Annotated in this window: 16 protein-coding genes and 1 tRNA gene; 1 reads left to right on the top strand and 16 read right to left on the bottom strand. The window is 54.1% G+C overall.

All coding sequences use genetic code 11. The annotated features are described in order from the left end of the window. Positions 1-192: 192 nt before the first annotated feature. The 5 genes from JD108_RS10940 to JD108_RS10920 form a co-directional block, all read right to left on the bottom strand. Positions 193-266: transfer RNA gene (locus JD108_RS10940), tRNA-Gly, on the bottom strand. A gap of 102 nt (positions 267-368) precedes the next feature. Beyond that, positions 369-686: a hypothetical protein gene (locus JD108_RS10935; protein WP_198829835.1), complete on the bottom strand. Its 318-nt coding sequence runs from the start codon at positions 684-686 to the stop codon at positions 369-371. A 45-nt stretch (positions 687-731) separates the two neighbouring features. Next, positions 732-1,298 carry a thioredoxin family protein gene (locus JD108_RS10930; RefSeq protein ID WP_198829834.1) on the bottom strand — a complete coding sequence of 189 codons (567 nt, stop codon included), beginning with the start codon at positions 1,296-1,298 and terminating at the stop codon, positions 732-734. 120 nt (positions 1,299-1,418) lie between these two features. Beyond that, a complete protein-coding gene (locus JD108_RS10925; RefSeq protein ID WP_198829833.1) occupies positions 1,419-1,613 on the bottom strand; it encodes a YycC family protein in 195 nt (64 codons plus the stop codon). Between the two features lie 230 nt (positions 1,614-1,843). Further along, positions 1,844-2,050 carry a hypothetical protein gene (locus JD108_RS10920; protein ID WP_198829832.1) on the bottom strand — a complete coding sequence of 69 codons (207 nt, stop codon included), beginning with the start codon at positions 2,048-2,050 and terminating at the stop codon, positions 1,844-1,846. 208 nt (positions 2,051-2,258) lie between these two features. Between JD108_RS10920 and JD108_RS10915 the strand changes: the two genes are divergently transcribed. Next, positions 2,259-3,422, top strand: a complete 1,164-nt coding sequence (locus JD108_RS10915; RefSeq protein ID WP_198829831.1) for a CapA family protein — start codon at positions 2,259-2,261, stop codon at positions 3,420-3,422. A 145-nt stretch (positions 3,423-3,567) separates the two neighbouring features. On the opposite strand, the gene JD108_RS10910 is transcribed toward JD108_RS10915, so the two are convergent. The 11 genes from JD108_RS10910 to JD108_RS10860 all read right to left on the bottom strand — a co-directional run bounded on the left by JD108_RS10910 (position 3,568) and on the right by JD108_RS10860 (position 13,042). Then, a complete protein-coding gene (locus JD108_RS10910) occupies positions 3,568-4,107 on the bottom strand; it encodes a TlpA disulfide reductase family protein (protein WP_198829830.1) in 540 nt (179 codons plus the stop codon). A 14-nt stretch (positions 4,108-4,121) separates the two neighbouring features. Beyond that, the gene (locus JD108_RS10905; RefSeq protein ID WP_198829829.1) at positions 4,122-4,832 is read right to left on the bottom strand and encodes a cytochrome c biogenesis CcdA family protein; all 711 of its coding nucleotides are present in this window, start codon (positions 4,830-4,832) and stop codon (positions 4,122-4,124) included. 192 nt (positions 4,833-5,024) lie between these two features. Further along, complete coding sequence (locus tag JD108_RS10900; protein WP_228728382.1) at positions 5,025-6,350, bottom strand: two-component system sensor histidine kinase NtrB; 1,326 nt, start codon at positions 6,348-6,350, stop codon at positions 5,025-5,027. A 322-nt stretch (positions 6,351-6,672) separates the two neighbouring features. Beyond that, positions 6,673-8,436, bottom strand: coding sequence for an aromatic amino acid hydroxylase (locus JD108_RS10895; protein WP_198829827.1), 1,764 nt, complete (start codon positions 8,434-8,436; stop codon positions 6,673-6,675). 164 nt (positions 8,437-8,600) lie between these two features. Then, positions 8,601-8,891 carry an antibiotic biosynthesis monooxygenase family protein gene (locus JD108_RS10890; protein WP_198829826.1) on the bottom strand — a complete coding sequence of 97 codons (291 nt, stop codon included), beginning with the start codon at positions 8,889-8,891 and terminating at the stop codon, positions 8,601-8,603. A 39-nt stretch (positions 8,892-8,930) separates the two neighbouring features. Then, positions 8,931-9,845 (bottom strand): hypothetical protein, encoded by a 915-nt coding sequence (locus JD108_RS10885; protein ID WP_198829825.1) that lies wholly within the window; start codon positions 9,843-9,845, stop codon positions 8,931-8,933. Positions 9,846-9,906: 61 nt separating this feature from the next. Then, positions 9,907-10,596, bottom strand: a complete 690-nt coding sequence (gene thiE, locus JD108_RS10880) for a thiamine phosphate synthase (protein ID WP_198829824.1) — start codon at positions 10,594-10,596, stop codon at positions 9,907-9,909. Next, positions 10,593-11,225, bottom strand: coding sequence for a thiamine phosphate synthase (locus JD108_RS10875; RefSeq protein ID WP_198829823.1), 633 nt, complete (start codon positions 11,223-11,225; stop codon positions 10,593-10,595). Before JD108_RS10875 ends, thiE begins: the two co-directional genes overlap by 4 nt. Beyond that, complete coding sequence (locus JD108_RS10870; RefSeq protein ID WP_198829822.1) at positions 11,206-11,568, bottom strand: hypothetical protein; 363 nt, start codon at positions 11,566-11,568, stop codon at positions 11,206-11,208. Before JD108_RS10870 ends, JD108_RS10875 begins: the two co-directional genes overlap by 20 nt. Before the next feature lie 363 nt (positions 11,569-11,931). Further along, positions 11,932-12,333, bottom strand: a complete 402-nt coding sequence (locus JD108_RS10865) for a DUF3054 domain-containing protein (RefSeq protein ID WP_198829821.1) — start codon at positions 12,331-12,333, stop codon at positions 11,932-11,934. Between the two features lie 118 nt (positions 12,334-12,451). Continuing rightward, complete coding sequence (locus tag JD108_RS10860; RefSeq protein WP_198829820.1) at positions 12,452-13,042, bottom strand: GNAT family N-acetyltransferase; 591 nt, start codon at positions 13,040-13,042, stop codon at positions 12,452-12,454. Positions 13,043-13,229 lie beyond the last annotated feature (187 nt).

Genomic DNA, 13,229 nt, shown 5'->3' with positions numbered 1-13,229 from the left:
ATTTGCTTGCACCCTTTCGGGTTACTTTGTCACAGGGCTTCAACCTTAGGATCACTCCACCAGTTGCCTGTCAGCTACGAGGCGACTTGGCTCTTACCTCGGTTGGACTTTCACCAACTAGCAATTAACGGCTTGCTGGGCACGCAAAAAGAAAAAACCTTGATTTCTCAAGGTTTCTACGGTCTAGAAATATGGAGCGGGTGATGGGAATCGAACCCACGCCGCTAGCTTGGGAAGCTAGAGTTCTACCATTGAACTACACCCGCATAAGCGCCTGTCCGCCCTTCCACAGAAAAACCGATCGGCGCTTTTTTAATCTATCACAGAAAAAAATCTCTTGTCAATACGTCATGTCAGCCGGATAACAATCATTTTTCACTGCTCTCCAGCTGATGCAAAATCTTCTCCGCCCACTGATGAAAGACAGGAAGGGCGCGCACGACATCCGGGAATACCAGCTCTTCTTCGCACTGGTAGTCGGGGAAATCGGTGATCTTGTTTCGCCGAATGCGCACTCCATCCCCCTCACACCGGATCTCCAAAAAATACGGAACGGCATCGTCCAATCCGTACTGGTTCTCCAGGAATTCGTAGCTGCGCACCCATTCGAGGATTCTTACTTCATTCGGACGCAAGCGAAGCACTTGCTCCAATGACATGATGGTTTCATTTCCGTAGTAATGCAAAGAGTCTCATTCCTTTTTCGACGACTGGCTGACACAGGTCATGCATCAGATCGAGGACAGCACCTCGCGCAGCTCCTTGACAATCACCTGCTGATAGCCGGTGCCTTCTCCGTACTGAGCCAGCATCTCTGCCCGCGCTACCTTGATTTTTTCTTCATAGTCCGGTGCAGTGCGATCCGGATTCTGCTCTTTGAAAGCCGTCATGACTGCCTGGACGTGCTTGGGACGCGGGCCCCACTTGGCCAATACATGGCCGCCTGTATCCGCGAAAATGACGACGGGGATGGCGCGGCCGCCCATGGTGAGGAATTGATCCATCAAATCCAGATGCTCTTCCATGATCATGATCTCGACAGGCATCTCCGTCTCTTCCAACGCGCGGAGAACGACAGGCACATTGCGCACGACATCTCCGCACCAATCTGCCGCCAAAATCAAGCAGCGCAGATCGTCGCGGTGGCGCAGCGACGCAAAAAACTGGCGATCTTCCTCGCTCTCCCAGGAGAACTTTTGATACCAGTCCTGAAAAGCCTCCTGGTTCTTCGTCATTCCCTGGATAAAATCTTGCGGCTTTACGCCTTTTCGAAATTTTTCCGCTACATTTGCAGACATTTTCTTCCCTCCACTGGATAGGTTTTGATCGTTTGATTCACCACTGCCCTCTGAAAATCCTTTTTGCAGCGGCGAATGTCGGCACTTTCGCACCGCATGCTCGGGCGGTAGGGGCCATCGTTACTCCCCTGCATCCTGCCCATCTTGGCTAGGCTGGCTTTCCTTCTCCTGCTTGCTTGCCGATTCGGCCTGGGCCAGCTCCATCATTTTTTGCAGCAGGATATGCTGCGGCATGTGCATCAGCCGCTCAAGCGGAACCTGCAGCGCTTCTGCCAGCTTGACAGCCGTCTCCGGAGAAATGGCGAGTGGTCTCATGGACGGACATCTCCCTTTTTGATGTATGTACCTAGTATAATATAGCACTGTCCCCCTTGCCAGATGCGTGGAGATCGGCGTTTGCACAAAAACAAGGCATATCCATCTCTGGATGTGCCTTGTTGTGTTAGGGATCATTCAATCCATGTATATCCATCGTAAGTCTGGTGCGGGACCGAGTGGCTGGCGATGGCTGGCAAGCAGCTGGAAAGCAGCCGGAGAGCCGCCGTTTATCGTTCGCTGCGGGGTTTGGTCAATATGCAGGGCACGCCAAAGCCAATCGCCCCAGGCTGGGCCATTTTCTCCACGTACTCCATTCCCCTCGAACAAGGCTGCTTGCATACCAAGCACGTCCCCGACGTGACGATTTTTAGATTGACCTGATGAGGGTGCTGCTTGGACTCTTTCTTCAATCTCCCTTTTTTTGGCTTGGACACTTCGATCCCCCCTCTGCCTGAATGTCGGAATATCATATGTAGGTGAGGGGGATATGTCCGTAGGCAGCGGCACAAAACGACCATCTCTCCGCAAATTGGGCCAGGACGTTTCGCATATTCGTTTTTCCATTTTCTCCATGCTATAATTATCTGTATGTTTTGAAGAGAGCTGCTCCGCTATGGCAGTGGAAATCAATGAGGGAGAGCCATGTATTCGACTAGAACAGAACGTCTAAGAGCCAAGCGGCGTCGAACCCGGAAATTGTTGACGTTGCTGTTGTCCACCATCGTTTTTACCCTTGCCGTGCTCGCTGCCTGTCTCCTCTATATCATGGGAAAAGGCATCTGGAGCAACGAAGCCAAGCCACCCAACCAACCCGTCCAGCAAGAGCCGGATGCTGCCATCACCCCGCCATCCGTGGTCCATCTCTCCTTTGTCGGAGACATGATCTTCTCCGGCCACGTCGAGGCAAGACTCATGGAAAATGGCTTCGACTTCCCGTATGCCCATGTATACCGACTGTTTCAACAGGATGATTACACGATCGCCAATCTGGAGACGCCCATCACCGAAAACGGGAAAACTGCCGCCAATAAGCAGTACGTCTTCAAGGCGGCTCCGGAAGTGGCGCCCGCGATGAAGCGCGCAGGAATCGATCTGGTCAATCTGGCCAACAATCACAGCATGGATCACGGAGAAAGCGGACTTTTGGACACATTCCGCATCCTGGATGAACATGAGCTTCGCTATATGGGTGCCGGGCGCGATGCCGAGCAGGCCTATGCGCCCGTCTACGTCGAGCGCAACGGGATCCGCCTGGCATTTTTCGGCTTTAGCCGGGTGGTCCCGGAGGTGAGCTGGTATGCAGGCAATAACAAGCCGGGCATCGCCGCCTCCTACGACCCGAGCAAAGCTGTGGACGCGATCAAGCGCGCTCGCAATCAAGCCGATCTGATCATCGTCGTGGTCCATTGGGGCAAAGAGCGGGAAGATTACCCGGTCGATCATCAGATCGAGCTGTCCCGATCCTACATCGAGGCCGGCGCCGATCTCGTGGTTGGCGGCCATCCCCATGTCCTGCAAGGGTTTGAAGCCTACCGGAATAAATGGATTGCCTACAGCCTCGGGAACTTTATCTTTACCCGCTCCCATGAGCCGAAGACGTGGGAAACGATGATCCTGCAGGCCTCCTGCACCAAGGACGGCGACTGCCAGCTCAGGATGCTCCCCCATCACGCGGAGTTGGGCCAGGCGGTTCCCATGGATGAGGAAAACGGGCAGAACCTGATCAAACGGATCGAATCGCTGTCCAAAGACGTGCGCATCCTGCCGGACGGCCGCGTCACATCTGTTCCAAGCGAGCGCGACTGACTCGCCGTAGATCGGTAACGAATGAAAATACTGACAGTTCTTTTTAATTAAAAGTGGTAGCCAGGTGTTTTATTCCTGACTACCACTTTTAATTTCCACTTAGATACCGAAATCAATTTTGTACTCCGTAACAAAACCGTATTCTCTACCGCAGCGGTCCTTTGTCTTCCAGCAATTTTTTCAGTTCGGCTTCCAGATACTTCGCGTCGACCATTCCGATGATCTTCTTCCGCACGATACCCTGTTTATCTACGAGGTAGGTGGTGGGGAATGCCTGAACCCAATAGCGACTCGCTACCTGTCCGGTCAGGTCCATGGGAATGGGAAAAGTCAGCTCGTACTGCTTGACAAATGCCGCGGCACTCTCCGGGCTGTCGCTGCTGGTGACGTTGATGCCATAGAAGTCGATTTGCAGCCCGTACTTTTCATGCAGCTTGCGAAGGTCTGGCGCTTCCATTTTACAAGGACCGCACCAGGATGCCCAAAAATTGATGAGCAGCGGCTTCCCCCGCTTGCCGCTTACTTCATAGGTTTGCTGATCCAATCCTTTAAGCGAGAAATGAGGAGCTTCGAAGCCAACCTCCGGCTTTTGCTCCGCCACGACGGCACGCGTCTCCTGGGACGGCTGCCAGATCGCGGCTCCTGCGAGGATGATGACTAGGACGGCGACGACAAATCTGTTCATGGGCTCACCTCGTCTTAGAATCCGGTAAAGCCGCCGTACATTCTGATCAGGACCTGGGTGATGTCTGTCATCTTGTCGGTGTAGAGCAAGACGCCAAACAGGATCATCAGAGCACCGCCCAGCTTCATCAGCTTGTCAGAGTATTTCATGATCGCTTTGACTTTGCTGATAAAAAAGGTCATGACGAAGAAGGGAATGGCAAAGCCGGCGGTATAGGCGAGTGTGTAGGTAAGCGCTCTTCCCGGATCGTTGACGCCGAGAATAATAATGCCGGATAAAATCGGCCCTACGCAAGGAGTCCAGCCGGCTGCATAGGTGATGCCTACCAGTGTTGAGCCTGTATACCCCAATGGCCGTGATTTCAAATCGATTTTCCACGTCTTCATCATCCAGTCCATCTTAAATACCTGCAGCATTACCAGACCGATGATCACTAGTAATATGCCCCCCAACTGGCGGATCAAATCCTTTTGGGATGCAAAAAGCGAACCCAGCCAGGAGGTTGAGAGTCCGAGCGCGATGAAAACGATAGAAAACCCGAGGATAAAAAACAGCGTGTGAAGCAGTGCCTGCCGCTGGAAAACGGCTCTGCCCTTTTTGATCTCATCCATCGTAATCCCGGTAATGTAAGAGACAAATGACGGATACAGGGGCAGACAACAGGGGGAAATAAACGATAAAAAACCCGCGCCAAAGGCTAGAAATACGGATAGATTTCCACTCATAGATACCTCCGAGGGGTAATGGTACTTCTATTGTACCGAAACTTCCCGCCCGTCAAAAGCGAATCGGGCACTTTGTCTAAAAACGTTACCATTTTGTTTACATAATAATTGTTATGTAATCTATTGGCGCAGTCCATTTCCAATCCGGTGCATCCCGATTCGGTTTTACCCGCATTTCCTGAGAAAGTGTGCTCACGCCTGGGAAATCGGCAGCCTGACTTCAAAGCGCGCTCCCCCGAGTTGCGAGGAGTTTTCCGCAAAGATCTCTCCGCCGTGGTCGAGGATGATTCTTTGCGTCGTCGACAGGCCGAGGCCCGTCCCATCCGGCTTGGTCGTATAGAACGGAACGAACAAATTTTTCAGCACCTGCTCCTCCAGACCCGGACCATCATCCTCTACGGTCAGTACGACCTGATTAATCGATGCGTATACGGTGATCCGCACCATCGTGCCTTTTGTCGCCAAGGCTTCCATCGCATTCTTGAGAATATTCAGAACTACTTGTTTAATACGCGCCCGATACCCGTAGATGTACCACTCTTCTCCCGACCATTTCAATTCGAGCCGGATGCCGCGCCGATTGGATTCCGGCTCCAGCAGACGGATCACCCCCAGCACCTCGTCCATGATCAGGAAGCGCTCGGCATTCATCTTGTCGTCCCGATAGCGTGCCAGGACCAGAACATCATTCAGCAGGCCGTCGATCCGTTCGATTTCTGTCAAAATCACGGAAAAATAAGAGCTGTTCTCAGGGGTTTCCGACTGTTCCTTCAACAATTGGATAAACCCTTTTATGGAGGTCAGCGGATTGCGGATTTCATGGGCCATCCCGGCCGCCAGCTGCCCGACCGCAGCGAGTGCCTCCCGCTTGCTCAGTTCATCATCATATCGTTTGCTGTCCGTGATATTGCGCATCACGGAAATGGCGCCCCACAAATCGCCCTTGTGATAGATCGGACTGGTGCTGACGGTGGTCAGCGTCCCGTTGATCTCCGCCACATAATGACCAGACTGTCCCCGTTCGATCACCCACTGGACAAACCTTTCATTTTCCCGCGGACGGAATATCTCGTCGATGTGCTTGCCGATGATTTGCGCGCGATCCACCTGTTGCAGTTCGGCGAAAGAATAGTTGGCTTCGACGATGCGCAGATGGCGATCAATGATCAAGACGGCGATATCCGTGGATTGGAGCACGAGCTGCACCAGTTCCTGCTCGGCTACCTGGGAAAAGCGTTCTTTCGTCGATTCATCCTGAAGCTCTAGCTGTTTACGCTGTGTTTCCTCCTCCTCGAAGATGTGAACAAACACATCCATCAGGGCATCCACCAGTTCGTACAGGTCCAATTGAATCTGGTACAGCTCCAGTCGCTCTTCCTCGGTAAAAATCAAACGATGGCCATCCCGCCTGATTTGTTCAATCAGGGTGTCGCGACACAGGCGCACTCGTTCCAGCACACAGTCAAGGGGGATTCCCTGTTTGGCGCGAAACCGGGCAATTTCTGTGGTCTGTTCCACAGCTCTTTCTCGAGAGCCTGTCTCCATAAAGTCGACAAGGCTTAGGATGAACGTTTCCAATAGAGACAGAGTGTAAGAACGTTCTTCTAAAATCATGGCAGATATCCGATTATGATCCGATAATAAGTCATAGGCTTTAGCTGCCAGTCCAGGGGCCAGACTGGTTAAGTGCTTGCGTATTCTCTTTTTCACTCTACTGGCTCCTTTGTCTCTTTTCATTTATTGGAAAAACATTCATATATATTTATTCCATAAACATGCGAGAATGTAAAGCGGCGTGACCATCCCCTTTCGGAGCCATTCACGCCGCTGACTGATTCCCTTATTCGCTCAAGAGACGAAGCCCGTTTTCGATTAATTGCCGCTGCTCCGGAAGCTTCTCCATGAGCGCTTCCAGAGATGTGACGAGTCGGCTCTGTTCGCTCTCCGTCCCCTCTTCCGCTCGCAGAAGTTCCAGAATCTCCAGGCGAATCAACCAATCCTCCTGATAGGAGGCATCGACCTCGCCGATGATGGCAGCCAGCTCATGTTGTACCTGATCCCGCTCCTGCGATTCCTCGCGAAGCTGCCGAACTCGCTGATACAGCTGATGCAGTCTGAGCAGCTCAGGGGAATAGCTGGGCATTTTGGCCGTGATGGCCGATGGTCTGTGCGTCCCCGTCGCAAATGCTTCCCTGTCTGCGGCGCCGGCAAAGACGGAGACGATCCGCTCCCCGACGGCCATGTCAAAAACCCCCCATTCCGCCTGGAACAGCACCTGATCCCGATAGGTTACCGTGCACGGGTCGAATCCGATCAGCACGACCTTGCCGCGCTCACGCTGAATATAGTGGACAATCCCTTCCACGTGAACACCCGAAGCGAAGGCGAGGGTGCATCTCTGTCCTGGGGAAATCCCGTACTCCCGCAGTTTTTCATCTGAAAACAACTCCAACGGCTCCGCCTCTCCCGCCAAACGACCGATCGGCGAGCCGAATCCCTCGCGGTGGTATTCCTTGCCGTGTCCGGGCAGTTCTTTGTCCGAAACGGCCAAAGCGGTTGGGCCGGAGGTTTTGAGATAGATGGCTTCCCCTGTCTCATCAAATACCAGCTCCGATAAAATACCGCTCACCTGAAGGCCCGAACTGTAGACGGACGTCGTGGTCTGCGGCATCTGGCTGGCCTGAATCAAGCTCTTGGTACCGCCGACGGTTACGGCCATGCGCTTGGCGTACTCCTCAACCGCATCGATCAGCTCCTGAAAATTTTTGCAGACAAACAGCTGCGGCTGCGGCTTGGTGATGTCATAGTCCGTGGCGATGCAGGCTTCCAGCGAAAAAGGTATTTTCTTTACGTCCTCTTTCATACAGCTGATGCTCTCGCCGACGGATGAGAGTAGCCCTGCTCCGTATATGCGTGGATTCTCACAATCCCCGATCAAGCCGTACTCGACCGTCCACCAGTAGAGGCGGGCCAGTTCATTCGCCTCGGAGACCCGGTGCACCGCCTGCGCTTTGCGTTCCAACTCCTCTTCGGCCTGGCGAATCACGTCCTCGGTCGAATCCGGATCTTCCTTGACGATCGACAGATAGCGAATGGCTTCATATAGCTCATAGTCTTCCCGGGAGGACAGCGCCTTCGAGCCAATCTCGCCAAATCGCTTCAAGAACATGCGATACGTCTCGTCGAGAATGATCGGCGCGTGGCCGGCTGCTTCGTGAATGATGTCGGGCGCAGGGGTGTAGGCGATGTGATCATACTGTCGTATATCGCAGGCGATCGGCAGAATCTGGTGTGCTTGAAAATCGAAAAAGGCGACGGCAGGGATGAAACCGTCGATGGTCACAGCGCCCCAGCCTATCTTTGACAAGCATTCGTTCATCTCCCGGATATTGGGGATGCGCTCCACACTGATGCCGGAGAGACGCAATCCCTCCAGATACGCAGAATGCGCCCTCGTGCCCAGATAATGATGGTTTTGACGCATCACATATCGCCAGACCGCATGATCAACCGGCGTGTATTTGTCGTAATCCTGATCGACGACGAACTCACGCAGATGAACAGGCACCTGGACTAGTGAAAAATCAGGTTCTACGCGACTCATACTCACTGCCCCCTAAAAAGGATAGTAACCATGTAAGCGTTTTCTTTTGCTCACCCTATCATATCATGAATTGGTAACAATTTGTGAAAAAATGTTTATCGCGCAACTTATCTGAAAACAAAAAAGGCACTCGCCTGCTTGAATCGCAAACGAATGCCAAGCGTTTAGCTGGATGCTTTGACGTGGTAGGTGCGAAGTTCCGACTTCACGGGACTATTGGGATTGCTGCCTGCATGGGAACGCTTGAAAGCCTCGCTCTGGGTCCAGTTGACGTAGTCCTGCTCGCTTGTCCACTTGGTAAACACCGTGTATTCATCGCCTTCGGTCGGCGCGAGAAAGAGAAATTCGAGGAATCCCGGCACTTCTTTCATCCGCTCTCCGCCCTGGCTGAACGCCCGCTCCAGATGCTCGCGATAATCTGCTGGCACCGTTAAACGATTCATTGATACATACATTTTTATCCACTTCCTTTTTCGTCATGATTTTTTTCGATTCTATGATTCCCGCCTGCGGTTCACCTGCTGTTCGAGCATGATCTCCATCAGCAGCACGTCCTGCAGCGGATCACGCGGATCAGTCGTCAGGAGAGACGCGACAGCGGCAATCGAACAACGTACGGCATGGTACGAGTAAAAGGCATCTCGCTCATCGTCATTGGACAACGAGAGATCGGATATGTCCTGTATCGGATAGGGAAAGTCAGCTTCCACGCCAGCTCTGTCGAGCACGACGAGAGCCTGCTTGATTGCCAGGAGAGCCGCGCTTACACTGATGCCGTATTCCTGGCGCACCTCATCCCACACCTGAAAAGCAGACCGCTCCACGCGCTCCTGATTGGGCCGGGTAATGATCCCGGATTTCCTGCCTTCCTTGAGCAGCCAGTCAACCAGAATATCCTCCCGCGGCGGAAAGGCAAATACCTGCAGTTTGAGCTCCAACTCGGTCGGATGATCCTTGGCAAAACGGGCATGGGCCAGCGACATTTCATAGCGCCGTGACGGATGGCCCGGCACGGTAACAAAGACGGTCTCCTGCCGGATGGCCGCCACCTGCAGCTTGGTGCGGGCAGGGATGCGGGCTTGCGGCGCCTTTTCCCTGCGGATATTGCCCGGTATCAGCTCCGTGCCAAACAGATGATACTCCAGCGGGGAATCAATCCAGGGTATGGGCTCGCGCGCAGAGATTTCATACAAGCCGTTAAACGTGATCCATTCGCTCGGTCTCCTCTGAAATCGCACCAGAACCGCATGTCTTTCCTCCTCCGGAGAGACCATTTCCGCATCGGGATGCGCGGCGGACGGTGCCAGCCGCCTATGTTCCACCAGCGCACAATCTTGCAGCTCCAAACGCTCCAACAGCTCTCGTTTGCTCACCCATTCATAGCCAATCCGATAGTTGCGTTGTTTCATCTGTTTCACCTCTCATACCAGGTACAGCCATTGCTGCTGTTTTTTTGTAAGGTATGTTAGCTTACTTGGGCGAGTGCTTGATCCGATCCACCAGTCGTTTGAGCTCTCTGGCTGCTTCATCCGGCGCAGCCGCCTTGCTGATCGCACTGATCACGGCCACCCCATCGGCTCCGGCGGACAGGACGCTTGCGGCATTGCCAAGCGTGATGCCCCCGATTCCCACGATGGGCAGATCCGCCCCGACCGACTCCCGAATCGTCCGCAGTCCGGACGGCCCGATCGGCTCTCCTGCATCTGCCTTGGATGCGGTCGCGTACATGGCGCCGACACCGATACAGTCCGCTCCGCCTGCCAGCGCTTCTCTCGCCTCCTGCACTGTGCCGGCAGACACGCCGATGTACATCTCCGCACCCACCCGTGCGCGAACCTCTTCCAGCTTCATGTCATCCTGTCCGACATGCACGCCGTCGGCTTTCAGGGTGATCGCCAGTTCCACATCATCATTGACAAAAAACAGCGCCTCGTACTGGCGGGCCAGCTGCTGCATCTCCCTGCCCAACTGCTCCTTTTCCGGCTGGGTCAGCCGGCTCCCCTTGTCCCGCAGCTGCAAGGTGCCGACTCCCCCCTGCAGGGCTTTTTTGACGATGTCCAGCGTGCGTTCGGCCGAGTAGTCGCAGTCCTGGGTGCCGACGACGAAATAGACCCCCAGCTTTTCACGCAGCCGCTTAATATCTCTCACATTGTTTTTCATGTGTTTTCCTCCCTCCAACGGTCCAGCGCCTCCCGATAAGCCTGCGCAGCCCGCTTGCTGTCCGGAGCCTCGGTTATTCCGGACAAGACTGCTACACCGGCACAACCGGCCGCGAGCACTCGACCGACATTGTCCGGTTTGATACCGCCGATCCCGATCACGGGTATATCCAGCGAACAGGTGATCTCGCTCAACTCTTCCGTTCCTCGCGGCGCCACCCCTGGCTTTGAGCCGCTTGCGAAGATATGTCCGTAAAACAGGTAGTCCACTTTTTGGGACAGCGCCGCCTGCGCTTCCGCCATGGAATGAACGGAGCAGCCGATCTTCTGTCCGGGCTTCAGCACGGTTCGCGCGGCGGCTGCGGGTATGCTGTGATAGGCGAGGTGAGCGCCGCCGCATGATGTGGCGGCGGCCACGTCCACGCGATCGTTGATAAAGATGCGATCCCGCGGCATGATTTCGGCCAGCGCGACGGCCCACTCCATGATTTCACGGGCCGTCCGCTGCTTTTCCCGTATATGTAAGTACGTGATTCCCCCGGCGTAAGCGGCCTCGGCGATTCGCAGCAGCGAATCCCGCTCTTGTCTCCCGCTGGTGACCAGATGCAGTTCAGGATAGCGGTTGTCCATGCTCCTGACCGCCTCCCGACAGGGCTGTCAGGCATTCCCGCAGCCATTCTGCTGTTTTGCCCTGCTGCTCTTCCGGCATCCTGAGCAAGAGCTCGGACACCAGCCTGCGCAGGAAATAAGCCTGCGGCAAGGTGAGCGGAAAGGTAATCGTTTTCGGCTTTTTTTCCTGCTCCTCCAGCTTTTGTACCCCAGCCAGCAATATATCGGCGATGGATTCGACCAGTTCACCTGTATGCTCCTGTCCGCGCAGTTCGTCATAGCAGCCGTCCAGCATTCTGCACAGAATCAGAAAAGCCTGCGATGACATAGTGATCGGCTCAACATCCTGCAATGGTTCTGACACGTTAGTTCCCCTCCACTGTCCTGCTTCCTATCTGCTTTCCGCAAACTGGGGATATTATAGCATATTCTCGCATCCAGCCTGTAACGGGATGCGGCTCGGTACGAAAAAGAAAAACGAGCCGCTCCAGCGTGACGGCTCGCTTCTTAGGCCACCTATTCCTGTTTGTTGCGGTCGTTGTGATTGGATTGGCGGAGATTGGTGTTTTTATCGTTCTCGTCCAATGTTTTTCCGCGATGTTTGCCAAGGTCCTTGCTGTTGTTGTTCTTCCCCACAGGCCCACCTCCCTTTTGCTGTCGTCAACAGGTATCGTCCCCCGTATCAGGCAGATTTATCAGCAGACAAAAGGGAGCTGCCGCAGCGATTTTACCGCCTCCTGCGCCAGGCGTACGCAGCGGCAAATGGAATGCGCCACGCGAGCAAAAAGGCGAGCATGACAAAATACGCGACGGCGATAAACAGCCAGGTGGGGGGCTGTCCCTGCCACAGGTAGCGAATTAGGATGCCGATCGGCGCGGCCAGTGTCCACATCACGAGAACATTGCCCAGCTGCCTCGCCGCCCTCTCCAGCGTCTCCCTGCGATACGGTTGCAGCAGGAGGCCAGCCGAGATCCATCCCAGCAGAAATGGAGCCATCGTCTCCAAAATACCAGCCCAATGCGTGGGCAATCCATGCGCAATTTTTCCATAATAAGTAAACAGTATAAAAGCGGCCAAATCTCCCGCGAGCAGGACAATACCGGCCGGGCAGCTAATGCGCTGTACCATCGAAGCAGCCCTCATCTCTCTGTATCATTCAGGCGTCATGCTGCCACGCATTCACGTCGACAGGCTGACATGCCCATTGTATACATCGCCGCCGCTTGTCCACAATCCCTATCCCTCCTTATTCACCAAACAGCAACAATTGCAGCTTCTCCTGCACCTTTGGCCATTCTCTGTCCAGGATGCTGAAAAAGACGGTATCGCGGATATAGCCGTCGCGCACGATCATATGATTGCGATGCAAGCCCTCGTAGACGCCCCCGATTCTCTTGATCGCCCGCTGAGAATTGAGGTTGCGCGCATCGGTCTTGAGCTGGACCCGGATGCATCCCAGCTCTTCGAAACAGTGGCGCAGGAGAAGCCACTTGCACTCCGTATTGACTTTCGTCTTCCAGACGGACGGCGTCAGCCAAGTAAAGCCGATCTCCAATCCGCGGTCCGCTTTGGCAATATTCATAAATCGTGTGCTTCCCACCACAGCCCCTGTCATTTTATCGATAATGGCAAAAGGCAGCTCTCTGCCTTCGCCTTGCGCCTTCAAGGCAGCGTCCACAAACTGGCGCGCGTCGTCTGGCTGCCGCATTGCCATAGACATGTACGTCCAAATCTCCTCGTACCTCCCAGCCTCCCACAATCCCTCGCCGTGATGCTCGGCAAGCGGCTCCAGTCGCACGCCTTTTCCTTCCAGCACTACCGGTTTGATCGTCAGCATTATACTCGCTCCTTTGCTGTTCTGCTTTTTATATGGAACAGAACAGTTCTCGTGAATTTTTCCAAGAATAGTTTCCTGCCTCCCTGCTGTCAAGTGACTTTTTTTCGCAATGAAAAGATTTCGTCACAGGAGATCGGGGAAAAAAGTAGATTCGACCGGGTATCTCGTGTACAGTAGAAGAGGAATT

This window comes from Brevibacillus composti, assembly GCF_016406105.1.
GTDB classification, from domain to species: Bacteria; Bacillota; Bacilli; order Brevibacillales; family Brevibacillaceae; genus Brevibacillus; species Brevibacillus composti.
Note: the sequence above shows the minus strand (reverse complement) of the source record. Positions and strands in the feature narration are given on the sequence as shown.

What these genes read in the sequence shown, in the direction of transcription:
- JD108_RS10905 (WP_198829829.1), bottom strand. Translation starts at nt 4,832, where the DNA reads ATGAGTGGAAATCTATCCGTATTTCTAGCCTTTGGCGCGGGTTTTTTA.
- JD108_RS10925 (WP_198829833.1), bottom strand. Translation starts at nt 1,613, where the DNA reads ATGAGACCACTCGCCATTTCTCCGGAGACGGCTGTCAAGCTGGCAGAA.
- JD108_RS10875 (WP_198829823.1), bottom strand. Translation starts at nt 11,225, where the DNA reads ATGGACAACCGCTATCCTGAACTGCATCTGGTCACCAGCGGGAGACAA.
- JD108_RS10865 (WP_198829821.1), bottom strand. Translation starts at nt 12,333, where the DNA reads ATGGTACAGCGCATTAGCTGCCCGGCCGGTATTGTCCTGCTCGCGGGA.
- JD108_RS10915 (WP_198829831.1), top strand. Translation starts at nt 2,259, where the DNA reads ATGTATTCGACTAGAACAGAACGTCTAAGAGCCAAGCGGCGTCGAACC.
- JD108_RS10895 (WP_198829827.1), bottom strand. Translation starts at nt 8,436, where the DNA reads ATGAGTCGCGTAGAACCTGATTTTTCACTAGTCCAGGTGCCTGTTCAT.
- JD108_RS10910 (WP_198829830.1), bottom strand. Translation starts at nt 4,107, where the DNA reads ATGAACAGATTTGTCGTCGCCGTCCTAGTCATCATCCTCGCAGGAGCC.
- JD108_RS10890 (WP_198829826.1), bottom strand. Translation starts at nt 8,891, where the DNA reads ATGTATGTATCAATGAATCGTTTAACGGTGCCAGCAGATTATCGCGAG.
- JD108_RS10930 (WP_198829834.1), bottom strand. Translation starts at nt 1,298, where the DNA reads ATGTCTGCAAATGTAGCGGAAAAATTTCGAAAAGGCGTAAAGCCGCAA.
- JD108_RS10860 (WP_198829820.1), bottom strand. Translation starts at nt 13,042, where the DNA reads ATGCTGACGATCAAACCGGTAGTGCTGGAAGGAAAAGGCGTGCGACTG.
- JD108_RS10885 (WP_198829825.1), bottom strand. Translation starts at nt 9,845, where the DNA reads ATGAAACAACGCAACTATCGGATTGGCTATGAATGGGTGAGCAAACGA.
- thiE (WP_198829824.1), bottom strand. Translation starts at nt 10,596, where the DNA reads ATGAAAAACAATGTGAGAGATATTAAGCGGCTGCGTGAAAAGCTGGGG.